General features: G+C 70.1%; 11 protein-coding genes and 1 pseudogene. 6 read left to right on the top strand and 6 right to left on the bottom strand.

Going from position 1 to position 15,154, the window contains the following annotated elements; all coding sequences use genetic code 11:
• Nucleotides 1–21 precede the first annotated feature (21 nt).
• The 3 genes from groL to IMZ11_RS27065 all read left to right on the top strand — a co-directional run bounded on the left by groL (nucleotide 22) and on the right by IMZ11_RS27065 (nucleotide 2,766).
• The gene (gene groL, locus IMZ11_RS27075) at nucleotides 22–1,647 is read left to right on the top strand and encodes a chaperonin GroEL (protein ID WP_228645258.1); all 1,626 of its coding nucleotides are present in this window, start codon (nucleotides 22–24) and stop codon (nucleotides 1,645–1,647) included.
• 272 nt (nucleotides 1,648–1,919) lie between these two features.
• Complete coding sequence (locus IMZ11_RS27070; RefSeq protein WP_228645294.1) at nucleotides 1,920–2,546, top strand: sigma-70 family RNA polymerase sigma factor; 627 nt, start codon at nucleotides 1,920–1,922, stop codon at nucleotides 2,544–2,546.
• A 49-nt stretch (nucleotides 2,547–2,595) separates the two neighbouring features.
• Nucleotides 2,596–2,766 carry a hypothetical protein gene (locus IMZ11_RS27065; RefSeq protein ID WP_228645257.1) on the top strand — a complete coding sequence of 57 codons (171 nt, stop codon included), beginning with the start codon at nucleotides 2,596–2,598 and terminating at the stop codon, nucleotides 2,764–2,766.
• On the opposite strand, the gene IMZ11_RS27060 is transcribed toward IMZ11_RS27065, so the two are convergent.
• Both IMZ11_RS27060 and IMZ11_RS27055 read right to left on the bottom strand, forming a co-directional pair.
• Nucleotides 2,727–3,104, bottom strand: a complete 378-nt coding sequence (locus IMZ11_RS27060) for a DUF5319 domain-containing protein (protein WP_228645256.1) — start codon at nucleotides 3,102–3,104, stop codon at nucleotides 2,727–2,729. The two genes, IMZ11_RS27065 and IMZ11_RS27060, sit on opposite strands and share 40 nt — an antisense overlap.
• A gap of 194 nt (nucleotides 3,105–3,298) precedes the next feature.
• Nucleotides 3,299–4,291, bottom strand: coding sequence for a helix-turn-helix domain-containing protein (locus tag IMZ11_RS27055; RefSeq protein ID WP_228645255.1), 993 nt, complete (start codon nucleotides 4,289–4,291; stop codon nucleotides 3,299–3,301).
• Nucleotides 4,292–4,698: 407 nt separating this feature from the next.
• On the opposite strand from IMZ11_RS27055, the gene guaB reads away from it, so the two are divergent.
• Nucleotides 4,699–6,180, top strand: coding sequence for an IMP dehydrogenase (guaB, locus tag IMZ11_RS27050; RefSeq protein WP_228645254.1), 1,482 nt, complete (start codon nucleotides 4,699–4,701; stop codon nucleotides 6,178–6,180).
• 94 nt (nucleotides 6,181–6,274) lie between these two features.
• On the top strand, nucleotides 6,275–7,393 hold the full coding sequence (locus IMZ11_RS27045) for a GuaB3 family IMP dehydrogenase-related protein (RefSeq protein ID WP_228645253.1): 1,119 nt from the start codon (nucleotides 6,275–6,277) through the stop codon (nucleotides 7,391–7,393).
• A 136-nt stretch (nucleotides 7,394–7,529) separates the two neighbouring features.
• Here the strand turns inward: IMZ11_RS27045 and nagA are convergent, their stop codons facing one another.
• Together nagA and IMZ11_RS27035 are read right to left on the bottom strand one after the other, a co-directional pair.
• Complete coding sequence (gene nagA / locus IMZ11_RS27040; RefSeq protein ID WP_228645252.1) at nucleotides 7,530–8,666, bottom strand: N-acetylglucosamine-6-phosphate deacetylase; 1,137 nt, start codon at nucleotides 8,664–8,666, stop codon at nucleotides 7,530–7,532.
• Between the two features lie 85 nt (nucleotides 8,667–8,751).
• Nucleotides 8,752–9,633, bottom strand: coding sequence for an SIS domain-containing protein (locus tag IMZ11_RS27035; protein ID WP_228645251.1), 882 nt, complete (start codon nucleotides 9,631–9,633; stop codon nucleotides 8,752–8,754).
• 256 nt (nucleotides 9,634–9,889) lie between these two features.
• Here IMZ11_RS27035 and IMZ11_RS27030 point away from each other — a divergent pair, with 256 nt between their 5' ends.
• Nucleotides 9,890–11,632 (top strand): glycerol-3-phosphate dehydrogenase/oxidase, encoded by a 1,743-nt coding sequence (locus IMZ11_RS27030; protein ID WP_228645250.1) that lies wholly within the window; start codon nucleotides 9,890–9,892, stop codon nucleotides 11,630–11,632.
• 54 nt (nucleotides 11,633–11,686) lie between these two features.
• Here the strand turns inward: IMZ11_RS27030 and IMZ11_RS27025 are convergent, their stop codons facing one another.
• A complete protein-coding gene (locus IMZ11_RS27025; protein WP_228645249.1) occupies nucleotides 11,687–13,882 on the bottom strand; it encodes a beta-propeller domain-containing protein in 2,196 nt (731 codons plus the stop codon).
• Between the two features lie 67 nt (nucleotides 13,883–13,949).
• Nucleotides 13,950–15,154: pseudogene (locus tag IMZ11_RS27020) on the bottom strand (hypothetical protein); the annotation flags it as partial.

Raw genomic sequence — 15,154 nt, 5'->3', positions numbered from 1 at the left:
CGCGCTCGTAAGGAGACGTGAATGCCCAAGATCCTGGAGTTCGAGGAGGACGCGCGGCGCGCTCTTGAGCGTGGCGTGAACGCCCTCGCGGACGCCGTGAAGGTTACACTCGGCCCCCGTGGCCGGAACGTGGTCATCGACAAGAAGTTCGGTGCGCCCACGATCACCAACGACGGTGTCACCATCGCTCGCGAGGTCGAGCTGGACAAGCCGTACGAGAACCTCGGCGCCCAGCTCGCCAAGGAAGTGGCGACCAAGACCAACGACGTCGCCGGTGACGGTACGACCACCGCCACCGTGCTGGCCCAGGCGATGGTCCGTGAGGGCCTGCGCAACGTCGCCGCCGGTGCCCAGCCGCTGTCGCTCAAGCGCGGCATCGACCTGGCGGCCAAGGCCGTCAGCGAGAAGCTGCTCGACGGCGCCCGTCCCGTCGCCGACAAGCAGGAGATCGCGCATGTCGCGACGATCTCGGCCCAGGACGTCAAGATCGGCGAGCTGATCGCCGAGGCGTTCGACAAGGTGGGCAAGGACGGTGTCATCACCGTCGAGGAGTCCAACTCCATGGGCCTGGAGCTGGACTTCACCGAGGGCCTCCAGTTCGACAAGGGGTACCTGTCGCCGCACATGGCGACCGACCTCGAGCGGATGGAAGCGGTCCTCGACGACCCCTACGTCCTGATCACCCAGGGCAAGATCTCGTCGATCGCGGACTTCCTCCCGATCCTCGAGAAGGTCGTCCAGACGAAGAAGCCGCTGCTCGTCATCGCCGAGGACGTCGAGGGCGAGGCCCTGGCCGTCCTGGTGACGAACAAGATCCGTGGCACCTTCACCTCCGTGGCCGTCAAGGCCCCGGGCTTCGGCGACCGCCGTAAGGCCATGCTGCAGGACATCGCCATCCTCACGGGTGGCCAGGTCGTCAGCGAGGAGATCGGTCTCAAGCTCGACAACGTCGGTCTCGACGTGCTGGGCAGCGCCCGGCGCATCGTCGTGACCAAGGACGCGACCACGATCGTCGACGGCGCCGGTGACGCCAAGGCGATCGACGACCGCGTCAAGGAGATCAAGATCGCCATCGAGCAGTCCGACTCCGACTGGGACCGGGAGAAGCTCCAGGAGCGTCTCGCGAAGCTCGCCGGCGGCGTCTGCGTGCTCAAGGTCGGCGCGGCCACCGAGGTCGAGCTGAAGGAGAAGAAGCACCGTCTCGAGGACGCGATCTCCGCGACCCGCGCCGCGATCGAGGAGGGCATCGTCTCCGGCGGTGGCTCCGCGCTCGTGCACGTGGCCAAGGAGCTGGACGACCTCGGTCTGTCCGGCGACGAGGCCACCGGTGTGACGGTCGTCCGCAAGGCCCTCGTCGAGCCGGCTCGCTGGATCGCCGAGAACGCCGGCCTCGAGGGGTACGTCGTGACCTCCAAGGTCTCCGAGATGGCGGTCGGCCACGGCCTCAACGCCGCGACCGGCGAGTACGGCGACCTGATCGCCCAGGGTGTCATCGACCCGGTCAAGGTCACCCGTTCGGCCGTGCAGAACGCCGCGTCCATCGCCGGCATGCTGCTCACGACCGAGGCTCTCGTGGTGGACAAGCCCGAGGAGGAGGCCCCCGCGGCCGCCAACGGCCACGGCCACGGCCACGGCCACGGTCACTGACCGGCCTCACGCCCGTCCTGCCGAAGGTGGGACAAAGTAGCACAGTACGGCTCTCGCCGAGGCGAGAGCCGTACTTCTTTTTGGTGTAAACCGAACTGCGGCGTCGGGCGTCGGCGCCGGTCGAACATCTGACATGTAATTGCCTATTGGGCCATTCATCTGAAATATTCAAACCCTGTTGTGTTCAATCGATTACGTGCGGTTATCGACGCGTCAATGTGACCAATCCGTAGCCGTTAACCATGACGACATGCGCGATCGTGGCGGGCATCATGCCTAACGTGACCGAGGGACGCGTCGCCGACGCCGCAACTGGGGTAAGGCTTGCGACGAGATCGGATGAGTCCGACCTCAGGGAACTGACCAGCCTTGCCGTACAAGGAGATCGCACCGCGATCGAATCGCTTCTGGGACATCTGCGCCCGATGGTGGTGCGCTATTGCCGTGCGCGACTGGGAAGGGTTTCCGGTCACTATCACATCGCCGACGACGTGGCTCAGGAAGTGTGCATCGCGGTACTGTCCGCCTTGCCGCGTTATCGGGACATGGGCCGCCCGTTCGCGTCGTTCGTGTTCGGGATCGCCTCGCACAAGGTCGCCGACGCGCTGCGCAGTTCGGTGCGTTCCGCCGTACCCACCCAGGATCTTCCCGACGGGCCGGACGACGGCCCGGGGCCGGAGGAGACGGTGGTGCGCTACATCGAGGCCGAGCACGCGCGGGCGTTGTTGTCGCGGTTGCCGGACAACCAGCGCGAGTTGCTGATCCTGCGGGTGGTGTCGGGCCTGTCGGCCGAGGAGACCGGCAACGTGCTCGGCATGTCACCGGGTGCCGTGCGGGTCGCCCAGCATCGGGCGTTGACCAGGCTCAGGCAGATGGCCGAACTGGAGTCGATTGCGTGATCACCGCGGTCGTGCGCCGCGCCGGCCGCGGTCGTGCGACGATTCAGCAGTGGATGCGGATGTGGCGCGGACCGACGCCGTTCTGGACGCGCTGGCCCGGCGGGAGTCCGTCGCCTTCGGTGTGGAGGCGGGCGACGTCGCCGTGCGCCTGCTAGGCGCGCTGATCGCCGACGTGGACAGTCATCGGCTCTCCTCGGTGTCGATCACGCCGTCGACGTAGCCCCGGGCGTACTCCCAGCTGACGTAGTCGCTGGGGTCCGGTTGGAAGGCGGGCTCGTGGACCTGCGGCCGGCCGTTGTCGATCATCTGGCGGAGGTTGCCCCTCAGCAGGTCCCAGTTGAAGTAGTGCTGCTCGCCGCACTCCGGGCAGTCGAGGACCAACCCGAGCACGCCCTGTGGTTCGAGCAGCGAGCGGAAGACCTCGACGTCGGCGAGGTCGGTCAGGGCCTCGTCGCGCTCGGCGAGGGTCAGCGGTTCCTGGTCGTCGGGTTCGCCCAGCTCCGCCGACGGATCGTTCGGGTCGTCCGCGAAAGGATCGCGGGGGACGTCTTCCAGCACCACCCCACCTTATGACCCGGCCCGCTCCGGCGAGTGGAAGTGGGCCCACTCGGGCCGGTCCACACGCTTTGACCGGCTCGTACGGAACCGGTTCCTCCGGGCGGATCGGGAGGCGGTCCGAGTGGGTGGTCCGAGGCGTGGTCTGAGGGGTGGTCGGAGGGGTGGTCGGAGGAGGTGGTCCGGGAGGCGGCCGGTCAGAGCCAGGCCCGGCGGCTGGCCTCCACGCCGGCCTGGAATCGCGAGTTGGCGCCCAGCTCGGCGATGGCCTCGGCGAACCTGGCGCGTACGGTGCGGACGGAAAGGCCGAGGTGCCGGGCGATCGTCTCGTCGGAGAGGCCCTGGGCCGCGAGCCGCAGCACCTGGATGGTGCCTCCCGGATGCGCGACCGGCACGGCACGGCCCCACAGCTCCGTGAACAGGGCGCGGAGTGAGCCGACGACGACGGGCGACTGGACCAGCGAGCAGTTGTAGGCGTGTTCGGAGGGAGAGGCGCCCCATTGGACGGGCAGCCCGGCCGCGTCGTCGCCGAGCGCGAAGAACCAGCTCGGCACCTGGTCGAGGGAGCGGACCTCGGAGCCGGCCCGGTTGAGGAGTCCGGCGACCTCTCGGAAGCCGGGGGCGCCGAGCGCGGAGACCGGGACGATCAGGCGCGAGGTCAGGCTGCCTTCCTTGATCGCGCTAATCCACATGTCGGCGTATTTCTCGAAGAAGTCCCCGGCCGTACGCCGGTCGGGGAGGGCGGCCACCAGGTCCTTCCCGGGGGCCCGCCTGGCCAGCCGGATCACGGCCTCGTAGAGCTGGTCGGCGCCGCTCACAGGACGCACGTGCAGCTCGCCCGTGCGGTAGTCGCGCCCGGAGTCATAGTGGTGCGCGAGATCACCGACCGCCGCGAGCATCTCGTCGATCTGGCGGCTCTGCAGGGCCAGCAGGGCGAGCCGTTCGGCGACCAGCCGGCCGACCGGGGCCGCGGGATGGCGGGCGAGGTACTCCCCGCTGGCCTCGTCGACGGCTCCGAGCCGGATGAGCGTGGACAGGAGGCCGGCCACCCGCTCCACGGGCTCGTCCACGGCCTGGGCGACCTCGTCGAGCGTCGCACGGTGCAGCCGCAGCACGGTGGTGTACACGGCGGTCTCCGCCTCGTCGAGGCCGAGGGCTTGGAGGGGGTCGGCGTTTCGCGTCGTGTTCATGGCTCGCTCCGCGCGCTCGGGTCGCCAGGCGCGGCGGGTCACGCGGGAAACTGCTCCGGGGCGCCGCGTGGCGAGAATATCCCCGCGGTCCTGGCCTGTCCGCAACTTCAGGCATTCGCCGGAACGCGGGTGCAGCTTTGTGCAGTTGCAGGGTGAGACATTGCACATCAACGGATTGTGACGCAGTCTTAACACAGCGTCGGCAATTTACCGCGATCCGGCGTCACCGGGCGCGGAGGGGGGCTCGGGTCGCGGGATCGCGATTGTTGCCGATGGTGGGGGGACCGGTCAGCCGGTCCCCCCACTTCTTTTTGCACCTCATGCCTTGACAAGGAGGTTTGAACGGGGCCACTACACTTGCTCCGGGGGCTGGCGAGGGCTCCGCCGAGGCGAAGGAGGGGTCACGGATGGCCAAGTTCACCGCACAGGGATACACGTTCGACGACGTGCTGTTGGTCCCGGCGTATTCGGATCTACAGCCCGGTGAGGCTGATACGACGACCCGTCTGTCGCGAAACGTCACGCTGCGCATTCCGCTGGTCTCCGCGGCGATGGACACGGTGACCGAGGCGCGGATGGCGGTGGCGATGGCCCGCCAGGGTGGGATCGGCATCCTGCACCGCAACTTGTCGATCGAGGATCAGGCGACGCAGGCCGACCTGGTGAAACGCTCGGAGGCGGGAATGGTCACCAACCCGGTGACCTGCACCCCCGATGACACCCTCGCCGACGTCGAACGGCTCTGCGCCACCTATCGCATCTCCGGCGTACCGGTCACCGACGCCGACGGCGTCCTGGTGGGCATCGTGACCAACCGTGACATGCGGTTCGAGGCCGACCAGAACCGGCCGGTCCGCGAGGTGATGACGCGGATGCCGCTGGTCACCGCTCCCGTCGGGGTGTCGCGCGACGAGGCGTTCCGGCTGCTGCGCAAGAACAAGGTCGAGAAGCTGCCCCTGGTCGACGAGGCCGGCCGGCTGCGGGGTCTCATGACGGTCAAGGACTTCACCAAGAGCGAGCAGTACCCGCTGGCCACCAAGGATGCCAACGGCCGGTTGGTCGTGGGCGCCGCGATCGGTGTCGGCGACGAGGCCGAACGGCGTGCCAAGGCGCTCGTCGAGGCGGGTGTCGATGTGATCATCGTGGATGTCGCCCACGGCCACTCCAAGGGCCTCGCCGACATGATCGCGAAGATGAAGGCCAACAGCACCGTCGATGTCATAGGCGGCAACATCTCCACCCGCGCGGGGGCTCAGATGCTCGTCGACGCCGGTGCCGACGCGGTGAAGGTGGGTGTGGGCCCCGGCTCGATCTGCACCACCCGCGTGGTCGCGGGCGTGGGCGCGCCGCAGCTCACCGCCATCTACGAGGCGTCGCTCGCCTGCGCGCCCGCGGGCGTCCCGGTCATCGGCGACGGCGGCCTGCAGTACTCCGGGGACATCGCCAAGGCGCTGGCCGTCGGCGCGGACACCGTCATGCTGGGCTCGCTGCTCGCCGGCTGCGAGGAGTCGCCCGGTGAGCTGATCTTCATCAACGGCAAGCAGTTCAAGTCGTACCGCGGCATGGGCTCGCTCGGCGCGGTGCGCAACCGCGAGCGCGGCGGCACGTCCTTCAGCAAGGACCGGTACGCCCAGGGCGACGTGAGCGGCGAGGACAAGTACATCCCCGAGGGCATCGAGGGGCAGGTTCCCTACCGCGGCCCGGTCGCGGCGGTCGCCCACCAGCTCGTCGGCGGGCTGCGCCAGGGCATGTGGTACACCGGCTCGCGCACGATCCCCGAGATGCACGAGAAGGCGCAGCTCATGCCGATCACGGCGGCGGGTCTGAAGGAGAGCCACCCGCACGACATCCAGATGACCGTCGAGGCGCCCAACTACCACCGCCGATAAGTTCTGTCACGGACGGCGAGCCACCGTGACGCCGGTACGGCTGCCGCCACTCGGCGGGAGCCGTACACGTATGGATGGGAAAGAGTAGGACGATATGACTCAGGTGGAGATCGGGCGCGGCAAGAGCGGGCGGCGCGCGTACGCGTTGGACGAGATCGGCATCGTGCCGTCCCGGCGTACCCGCGACCCCGAGGAGGTCTCGATCTCCTGGCAGATCGACGCCTACCGGTTCGACCTGCCCGTGGTGGTCAGCCCCATGGACAGCGTCGTGTCCCCGAAGACGGCGATCCAGATCGGGCGGCTCGGTGGCCTCGCCGTACTGGACCTCGAAGGGCTGTGGACGCGGTACGAGGACCCGACGCCGCTGCTCGAAGAGGTGGCGACCCTCGACCGGGACGCGGCCACCCGGCGGCTGCAGGAGATCTACACGGCGCCGATCGACGACGAGCTGATCGGCCGCCGCATCGAGGAGATCCGCGCCGCGGGCGTCACCACCGCGGTACGGCTCTCGCCGCAGAAGACGGTGCGGCACCACAAGGCCGTGATCGACGCCGGTGTGGACATCTTCGTGATCCGCGGGACGACGGTCTCGGCCGAGCACGTGTCCGGCCGGGCCGAGCCGTTGAACCTCAAGCAGTTCATCTACGAGCTGGACGTCCCGGTGATCGTGGGCGGTTGCGCCACCTACACCGCGGCGCTGCACCTCATGCGGACCGGTGCCGCGGGCGTGCTCGTCGGCTTCGGCGGCGGCGCCTCGCACACCACGCGGAACGTGCTCGGCGTGGTCGTGCCGATGGCCACCGCGATCTCGGACGTGGCCGCCGCCCGCCGCGACTACATGGACGAGTCGGGCGGACGGTACGTGCACGTGATCGCCGACGGCGGCATGGGCGGCTCCGGTGACATCGCCAAGGCCATCGCCTGCGGCGCCGACGCGGTCATGGTGGGCTCGCCGCTCGCCCGCGCGACGGAGGCGCCCGGCCGTGGCTTCCACTGGGGCTCCGAAGCGCACCACCCCGAGTTGCCGCGCGGCAAGCGTGTCGAGTTCGGCACCATCGGGACGCTGCAGGAGATCCTGCACGGCCCCTCGTCGCTCGCCGACGGCTCCATGAACCTCATGGGCGCGCTCAAGCGCACGATGGCGACCGCGGGTTACTCCGACCTGAAGGAGTTCCAGCGCGTCGAGGTCGTCGTCGCGCCGCCCCAGCGCTGACCCGCTTCGCTCCGGCGCCGACCCGCTCCGCTCCGGACCAGGCACGCTGACGATCCGCGGGCCCCTCGATCAGAGGGGCCCGCTTTCGTTCTCCGGGGCAGAACACCGGCTGGTCTGTCCCCGGGGGGTCTGTGCCTCAGGCCGGGCGGTGCACCCAGGCGCCGCGGCGCATGACGCCCTCGACCTCCAGCGTGTCGCCGAGCACCACCAGGTCGGCGTACTTGCCGACGGTGATCGAGCCGATCTCGTGGTCGAGACCGAGGACACGCGCGGGGGTGAGGGACGCCATCCTGGCCACCTCGGCGGGCGCCATGCCGACCAGCTCGACCGTCCGCTTGAACGCGACGTCCATGGTGAGCGTGCTGCCCGCGATGGAGCCGCCGTCGGTGATGCGCGCCACCCCGTCCGTCACGTCGACGGTCATCGGGCCGAGCGGGTATCGCCCGTCGCCCATCCCCGCCGCCGCCATCGCGTCGGTGATCAGCGCCGTACGGCCCGCGCCGGCGACCCGCATGGCCAGCCCCAGCATCGCCGGATGCACGTGGACGCCGTCGTTGATGAGCTCGACCGTGACCCGGTCGTCCTGCAGCAGGGCGGCGATGGGGCCGGGGCTGCGATGGCCGAGCTGCGGCATCGCGTTGTAGAGGTGGGTCGCCACGCTGGCGCCCGCTTCGATGCCCGCGATCGTCTGGTCGTAGCCGGCCTCGCTGTGCCCGAGGGCGGCGATCACGCCCTCGGCCGCGGCGTCCCTGATGACGTCGAGCGCGTGCGGCAGCTCGGCGGCGATCGTCAGCATCCGGACGTGTCCCCTGCCCGCCTTGAGCAGGTGGTGGACCTCCTCGCGTGACGGCTCGCGCAGCAGCGTCGGGTCGTGCGCGCCGCACCTGCTCTTGGAGATGTACGGACCCTCGAAGTGGATGCCGGCGAGGAGGCCCTGCTCGCAGAGGTCGGCCAGCGCGGACGCCGTGCGGGCGAGCCGGTCGGGCGGAGCGGTGACGAGGCTGGCGACCATGGTGGTCGTCCCCTTGCCCAGGTGGAACGCCGCGACCTCGGCGGCGGTGCCGGGGTCGCCGTCGGGGAACGAGCCGCCGGCCCCGCCGTGGTTGTGGATGTCGACGAAGCCCGGGACGATCAGGCGGCCGCCCAGGCTGTGGCCGTTCCCCGGCGCGGGGCCGTGGCCGATGTGGGTGATGCGGCCGTCCTCGATGGTGAGCCATCCGTCGTGCTCGCCGTCGAGAGTGACGACGCGGGCGTCGGAAAGAGTGATGCTCATGCCGCCCTCCTCGCCCGCTGCGGCCGCGGTGATCGGTTCCCGGAGTCCTCGTTCATGGGTCCATCCTGCCGCGACCGGGCGCGGCTCACGAGTCGAGGATCACCGAGCGGGTGAGGTGCAGCGGCTCGTCCGGGTCGAGGCCGCGGGCCCTGGCCCTCTCGACGGCGACACGCTGGATCTTCACGAGCTCAGCCATGGCGTCCCTGCGGGTGGAGAGGAAGACGCCGCCGGTCGCCGCGACCTGGTCGGCGAGGCCCTGGGGGACGTCCTGCCCGAGCATCCAGGTGATCCGGCCCGGGCCCGCGATGCTGATCGGGCCGTGGCGGTACTCCATCGCCGGATAGCTCTCGGTCCAGGAGCGGGCGGCCTCGCGCATCTTCAGCGCGGCCTCGGTGGCCAGGCCGCAGGTCCAGCCCCGGCCGAGGAAGGTGAACTGCTCGGCGTCGACCAACTCGGCCGCCACCGGCTCGGCGAGGGCCTCCTCGGCGTCGGCGACGGCCCGGGTGAGGTCCTCCCCGAGGTGGGCGCGGAGCAGGGCGAGCTGCGTGGTGGCGAAACGGGTCTGGACGACGGACCGCTCGTCGGCGAAGTCCAGCACCACGACCTCGTCGGCAAGCGACATGACGGGCGTCGCGGGGTCGGCGGTGATCGCGCTGGTCGCCGTCGTGGTGTCGCGGAGCAGGTCGAGCACCTCGGTGGTGGTCCCGGAGCGGGTCAGCGCGAGGATCCGGTCGTAGCCGCGGCCGGTGGGCATCTCCGAGGCGGCGAAGGCGTCGGTCTCGCCGTGGCCGGCCCGTTCGCGCAGTACGGCGTACGCCTGGGCGACGAACCACGAGGTGCCGCATCCGACGACGGCGACTCGCTCGCCTTCGCGCGGCAGTGCCGTACCGGCCTCGGAGGCCAGCTCGATCGCCCTGCGCCAGCAGTCGGGCTGGGACGCGATCTCCGCCTCGGTGTGAGTGGTCAAAGCATGCTCCTCTTTGAGTGTTTCTGCATCATCTATAGCAGAAACGCGCAGAATTGTGCAGAGTGACATCGGGCGACGAGTCCCGAGTGATGAGGAAAGCCGCCGTCTCGAGGGCGCCCCGAGTCCGCCGTGCCGGAGGCGCGGCAATAGACGCGGCGAGGGGTGCGGGCTGGGCTACTCGCGAGTAGTTTTGCCGGACAAAACGGGGTAGAACTCCCATAACGTAAGGCGACTGCCGTACCTCAAGAGGAGCCCTATGACGGCGCGAACAGGCGCGGCGCGGCTCGGCCCGGCCGAGCGTGCGGGCGCACTGGCCCAGATGGCGGCACAGGAACTCGACGTCGTCGTGGTCGGAGGCGGAGTGGTGGGCGCGGGCGTCGCGCTGGACGCCGCGACCCGTGGGTTGTCGGTGGGGCTGCTGGAGGCGCGCGACTTCGCCTCCGGCACCTCGTCGCGCTCGTCGAAGCTCATCCACGGTGGACTGCGATATCTCGAGCAGCTCAACTTCGACCTGGTCAGGGAGGCGCTGCGGGAGCGCGGGCTGCTGCTCCAGCGGATCGCCCCGCACCTGGTCAGGCCCGTCCCCTTCCTGTTCCCGCTGACCCACGCCGGGTGGGAACGGCCGTACATCGGTGCCGGGCTGCTGCTGTACGACACGCTGGGGCTCTCGTTCGGCATCACCCGCGGTGTACCGGGGCACCGCCACCTGTCCCGGAGGCGGGCGCTGCGGGTCGCGCCGTCGTTGCGCAAGTCGGCCTTCACCGGCGCGGTGCAGTACTGGGACGCCCAGGTGGACGACGCCCGCTACGTGATGACCCTGTTGCGCACCGCCGCGACCTACGGGGCGTACGCGGCGTCGCGCAGCCAGGTCGTCGGCTTCCTGCGCGAAGGGGAGCGCGTCACCGGCGTGCGGGTACGCGACCTGGAGACCGGGGCCGAGTTCGACGTGCGCGCCCGGCAGGTGGTCAACGCCACCGGCGTATGGACCGACGACATCCAGGAACTCGTCGGCGGGCGCGGCCAGATCCACGTCAGGGCGTCCAAGGGCGTGCACCTCCTGGTTCCCCGCGACCGGATCCACTCGCTCACCGGGATCATCCTGCGCACCGAGAAGTCGGTGCTGTTCGTGATCCCGTGGGGCCGGCACTGGATCATCGGGACCACCGACACCGAGTGGACGCTGGACAAGGCGCACCCGGCCGCCTCGCGCGCGGACATCGACTACGTGCTCGACCACGTCAACGAGGTGCTGGCGGTGCCGCTGTCCCGGGACGACGTCGAGGGCGTCTACGCCGGGCTGCGCCCGTTGCTCGCGGGGGAGTCCGAGCAGACCTCGCAACTGTCGCGCGAGCACGTCGTCACCCATCCGGTGCCCGGACTCGTCATGATCGCCGGAGGGAAGTTCACGACGTACCGCGTCATGGCGAGCGACGCGGTGGACGCCGTCGCCCACGGCCTGGACCAGCGTGTCCCGCAGTCCTGTACCGACCAGGTGCCGCTCGTGGGCGCGGAGGGGTACCAGGCGCTGTGGAACTCCCGGCACCGCCTGGCCCAGTCCTCCGGCCTGCACGTCGCGCGGATCGAGCACCTGCTCCAGCGGTACGGCTCGCTGATCGACGAGGTGCTGGTGCTCATCGAGCGCGACCCGTCGCTCGCGCGGCCGCTCGCCGGGGCGGACGACCACCTCCGCGCGGAGGTCGTCTACGCGGCCACGCACGAGGGCGCCCGGCACCTCAACGACGTGCTGACCCGGCGCACCCGCATCTCGATCGAGACCTTCCACCGGGGCGTCGCCGTCGCACAGGAGGTGGCCGAACTCATGGCCGACCCGCTCGGCTGGGACGCCGACCATGTCAGGCGTGAGGTCGAGTACTACACCAAACGGGTCCAGGCCGAGAGGGACTCCCAGGAGCAGGACACCGACCGGGAGGCCGACGCCATCAGGCTCGGCGCCCCGGAGATCGTGCCGGTCGCCGTCCCGGAGGGCCGTCCGGCGTAGGTCGTGTTCCGTGGATCTTCGCCGCGGCGGAGATCCACGAAACGGTCGCGGCCGTCAGGTGAACGGGATCCACGCCTGGTCGGCGAGCGTGGCGGCGTCGCTCACCTTGAGGCCGAGTTCGGAGACCGTCCAGACGCTGTCCCCGATGACGACGCAGCGGCGGATGCCGGGGTTCACCGCGGCGACGTCGTCCTTGCCCGTGACGCCCGGGTGCCTGATCGTGCCGGTCTTCGCGATCGCGCCGTCGCCGACCTTGAGCACCAGCGCGGAGCTGCCCTTCCTCCAGTCGGCGTTGTAGTTCTGCAGCGGCAGCATCGCCAGCCCGGTCTGCGGCCAGTAGAGGAACGCGTGGGGATCCCACTCGGCGTCGGAGCCCGAGTTCCGCTGGTGGAACCGGGAGAGCAGCCGCGGGTTCGTGGGATCGGCGACGTCGAACAGCGAGATCTGGGTGCCGAGGACCCGGCCCTGATCGCTCGCCTCCTGGCCGACGCCGAGCAGCCGTCCGTCGCCCGCCGGGTGCAGGTACGACGAGTACCCCGAGATCTTCAGCTCGCCGGTGACCTTGGGCGCCGCCGGGTCGCGCAGGTCGAGCGTGTAGAGGGGGTCCACCTGGCGGAAGGTGACGACGTAGCCGACCTCGCCGATGAAACGCACGGAGTAGATCCGCTCACCCTTTCCGAGGCCGGTCACCGCGCCCACCCTGGCCAGCGTGTCGGCCTTGAGCACGTAGACCCCGCTCGAACTCTTGTCCGCGGCACCGCCGAAGACCTCGGCGTTGGAGGTGGTCGCCACCCGCAGATGACCCGCGTGTTCCGACAGCGAGTACTGGTTCAGCAGCCGTCCGGGCACGACGCCGGAGCTGACATAGCGCGGCATTCCCGTACCGGTGATGTCGAACCGGTGCACCTCGGTCTGCTCCGGAGGAGCGGTGGGGGTGGGGGTTTCCGCGGGGTATCCGCTCGGCTCGCTCTTGGGGGCGACCGTCCCGGTGGGAGTCTCCGTGGGAGTCTCCGTGGGAGTCTCCGTGGGAGTCTCCGTTGGGGTCTCCGTTGGGGTCTCGGCCGGCTCGACCATGGTGGGCGGCGTGGGTGTGACCTCCTCGGCGGGTGCTGTGCTCGGCTCCACCTGGGGGGCGACGGCCGTACCCGAAGGGCCGGCCGCGGGGGCGGCCGGTTCACCCGTCGACGCCGGTTCAGCCGTCGGCGTCGGTTCACCGGTCGCCGGCTGTTCGGCGACGTCGTCGACCGGCATCGGACGGAACCACCAGTTGGGGTTGCTGGTCACGTAGAGGCTGTCGCCCGTGCCGTACACGGTGTCGCCGTCGGCCGCCACGCTGATCGGCGGGACCGCGCCGAGCGATCCGCCGAGGTCCACGGTGAACACGGTCAGCATCGACGTGCCGGTGAACTCCACCGGGTGGCTGACGTGCTCGCACTTCACCCGGTCCGTACGGCTCTCGCCCCCGGAAGCGATCTCGAACCGCGGCAGCCAGGCGTCGATGGGGGCGGTGCGCACGGCCTCGCGGTTGGCGTCGATCATCTGCGGGACGGTCGCGTCCGGCTTCTGCTGTGGGAACGCGATCTCGGGCTGGGACCTGACGACGATCCGTACGGTGGAGCCGACCTGGCGGGCGTCGATGTGCGAGCCGCGGGCGCTGAGCGTGCCGATCAGCTTCGGAGGGCCGGAAAGATCGACGAGCATGTACCTCGGCCCTTCGGCTCCCGGCCTGATCTTGGCCATCGCGCCGAACGGGATGATGCCGCCGCTCTGGACCAGCACGAGCGCGCGGTCCCCGGAGACCAGCAGGTCCGCCGGGGCCCAGCTGTCCTCCTCCTTGAGGAGCCGGAGTCGCCCGGTGACCTCGCGGGTCGCGGCGTCGACTACCCGCAGCACGCCGCGGCTGACGGCGATCACACGCTTGCCGTCGGTCTTGACCAGGTCGGGCTCGTCGACCCCGGCCTCCTGCACGTTCGTGGTGGAGTGCGCCTGCTCCGGCACCGCCTGCTTGCCCAGCGCCGTGTCCCTGGCCATGAACGGAACGGCGTTGCCGAGGCCCCACTCGCTCACGTTCTTCAGCGTCGCCTGCCGCAGCCCGGCCAGCATGTCGTCGCAGCTCGTGTAGGAGACCAGGCGGACCTTGCCGCTCAGGTCGACGGCGGCGGGGGTGGACGCCGCACGGCCTCCGGAACACGCCGCGGCGAGCAGCCCGGCGAGTGCGACGGCCCCCGCCGTACGAATCGTTGTCCTCATGCCACCTACGACGGATCACCTCCGGCGGAGGTTCAGCGCCCTCCCGCCCCTCTCGCGGCGGTGACGATCAGCCGATCCCGGCACGTACGTAGAAGGGACCGAGGAGATCCGCCTGGCTGGTGTCCAGCAGTGTCCGCACGGTGGCCCCGTCGAGGTCGACGACGATCACGCTCGCCTTGCCGGAGCTGGGCGTGGTCCAGCAGAACACGTGCGCCGTGTCCCACCAGCCGAGCACCTTGGAGCAGTCGGAACCGAACCTGGTCGTCTCGGTTCCGGAGGTGGCGTCCCACACGCAGACCTTGCTCGTCGCGTCCGGGCAGTCGGTGACGAGCGACTCGCCCGACGGTGAGAACAGCCCGGAGGACGTGTTGTACGGCGTGCCGACGTGGTCGAGCGTCCTGACGACCTCACCGTCGAGGTCGTAGAAGCGGACCCCGGCCTTCTTGCCGCTCTGGAAGTACGTGGCGACCGTGGTCTCGTCGCCGCTCCAGTAGAACCGGCCCTCCTTGATCGCCGGATCGTTGATCTGCTTCACCCGCGCCTTGCCGGTCGCGATGTCGATGACGACGAACCCCTTGGTGGTCCAGGTGCTGCCGCCCGGGTTCCTGATGCTGAGCAGCAGGCGGCCGCCGTCCCTCGTCCATTCGGCGTACTCGTAGGTCAGCGGGCTCTTCACGGTCTTGACCGTGCGGACCTTGCCGGTGGCCCTGGTGACGATGTCGATGCCGTGGAAGTCGTCGTCGGTGTAGTTCTTGTTCCGCCCGGCGGAGAGCGTCCCGTCGGGGGAGATCGACTGCTGCCAGTACTTCGTGCTCTTGGTGAACGATCCGGTACGCGAGTTCCGGGGGTAGTTGATCCAGGTGTTCTTGGCGGTGTCCTCGACCTCGTAGTAGATCAGGGTCATCGGGTCGGTGGGGTGCTCGTAGAGCGTGGCCCGCACACCCGGCAGCTTGGTGGTGGTCAGGCCGGTGGTGGGCACGGCGGAAGGCGTCGGGCTGGGCGACGGCGACGGCGACGGCGAGGGCATGCCCTCGCTCGTCCTCCCCGCGATCGGGACGGTCGGGCCGCTCGTGTCGCCGGGCCGCAGCGCGAGCCAGGCCACCACGGCGACGACGGCCAGCGCGGCCACCACGGCGACCGCCGCCAATCCGGCCCTGCCCCCGGACCGCTTTCCTCCCTGCCCGCCGGGCACCGTCGGGTACGGCGCCGCCGGGTGGGGGGCGACGGTGCCCGGCGGGCAGGGAGGAAAGCGGTCCGGGGGCAGGGCCGGAT

This window comes from Microtetraspora sp. AC03309 (assembly GCF_020826795.1).
Classification (GTDB): Bacteria; Actinomycetota; Actinomycetes; order Streptosporangiales; family Streptosporangiaceae; genus Microtetraspora; species Microtetraspora glauca.
The sequence above is the reverse complement of the archived record's forward strand: the minus strand, read 5'-3'. Positions and strand labels throughout refer to the sequence as shown.

Coding starts and splice junctions, on each gene's coding strand:
- groL (WP_228645258.1), top strand. CDS start 22: ATGCCCAAGATCCTGGAGTTCGAGGAGGACGCGCGGCGCGCTCTTGAG.
- IMZ11_RS27070 (WP_228645294.1), top strand. CDS start 1,920: ATGCCTAACGTGACCGAGGGACGCGTCGCCGACGCCGCAACTGGGGTA.
- IMZ11_RS27055 (WP_228645255.1), bottom strand. CDS start 4,291: ATGAACACGACGCGAAACGCCGACCCCCTCCAAGCCCTCGGCCTCGAC.
- guaB (WP_228645254.1), top strand. CDS start 4,699: ATGGCCAAGTTCACCGCACAGGGATACACGTTCGACGACGTGCTGTTG.
- IMZ11_RS27045 (WP_228645253.1), top strand. CDS start 6,275: ATGACTCAGGTGGAGATCGGGCGCGGCAAGAGCGGGCGGCGCGCGTAC.
- nagA (WP_228645252.1), bottom strand. CDS start 8,666: ATGAGCATCACTCTTTCCGACGCCCGCGTCGTCACTCTCGACGGCGAG.
- IMZ11_RS27030 (WP_228645250.1), top strand. CDS start 9,890: ATGACGGCGCGAACAGGCGCGGCGCGGCTCGGCCCGGCCGAGCGTGCG.
- IMZ11_RS27025 (WP_228645249.1), bottom strand. CDS start 13,882: ATGAGGACAACGATTCGTACGGCGGGGGCCGTCGCACTCGCCGGGCTG.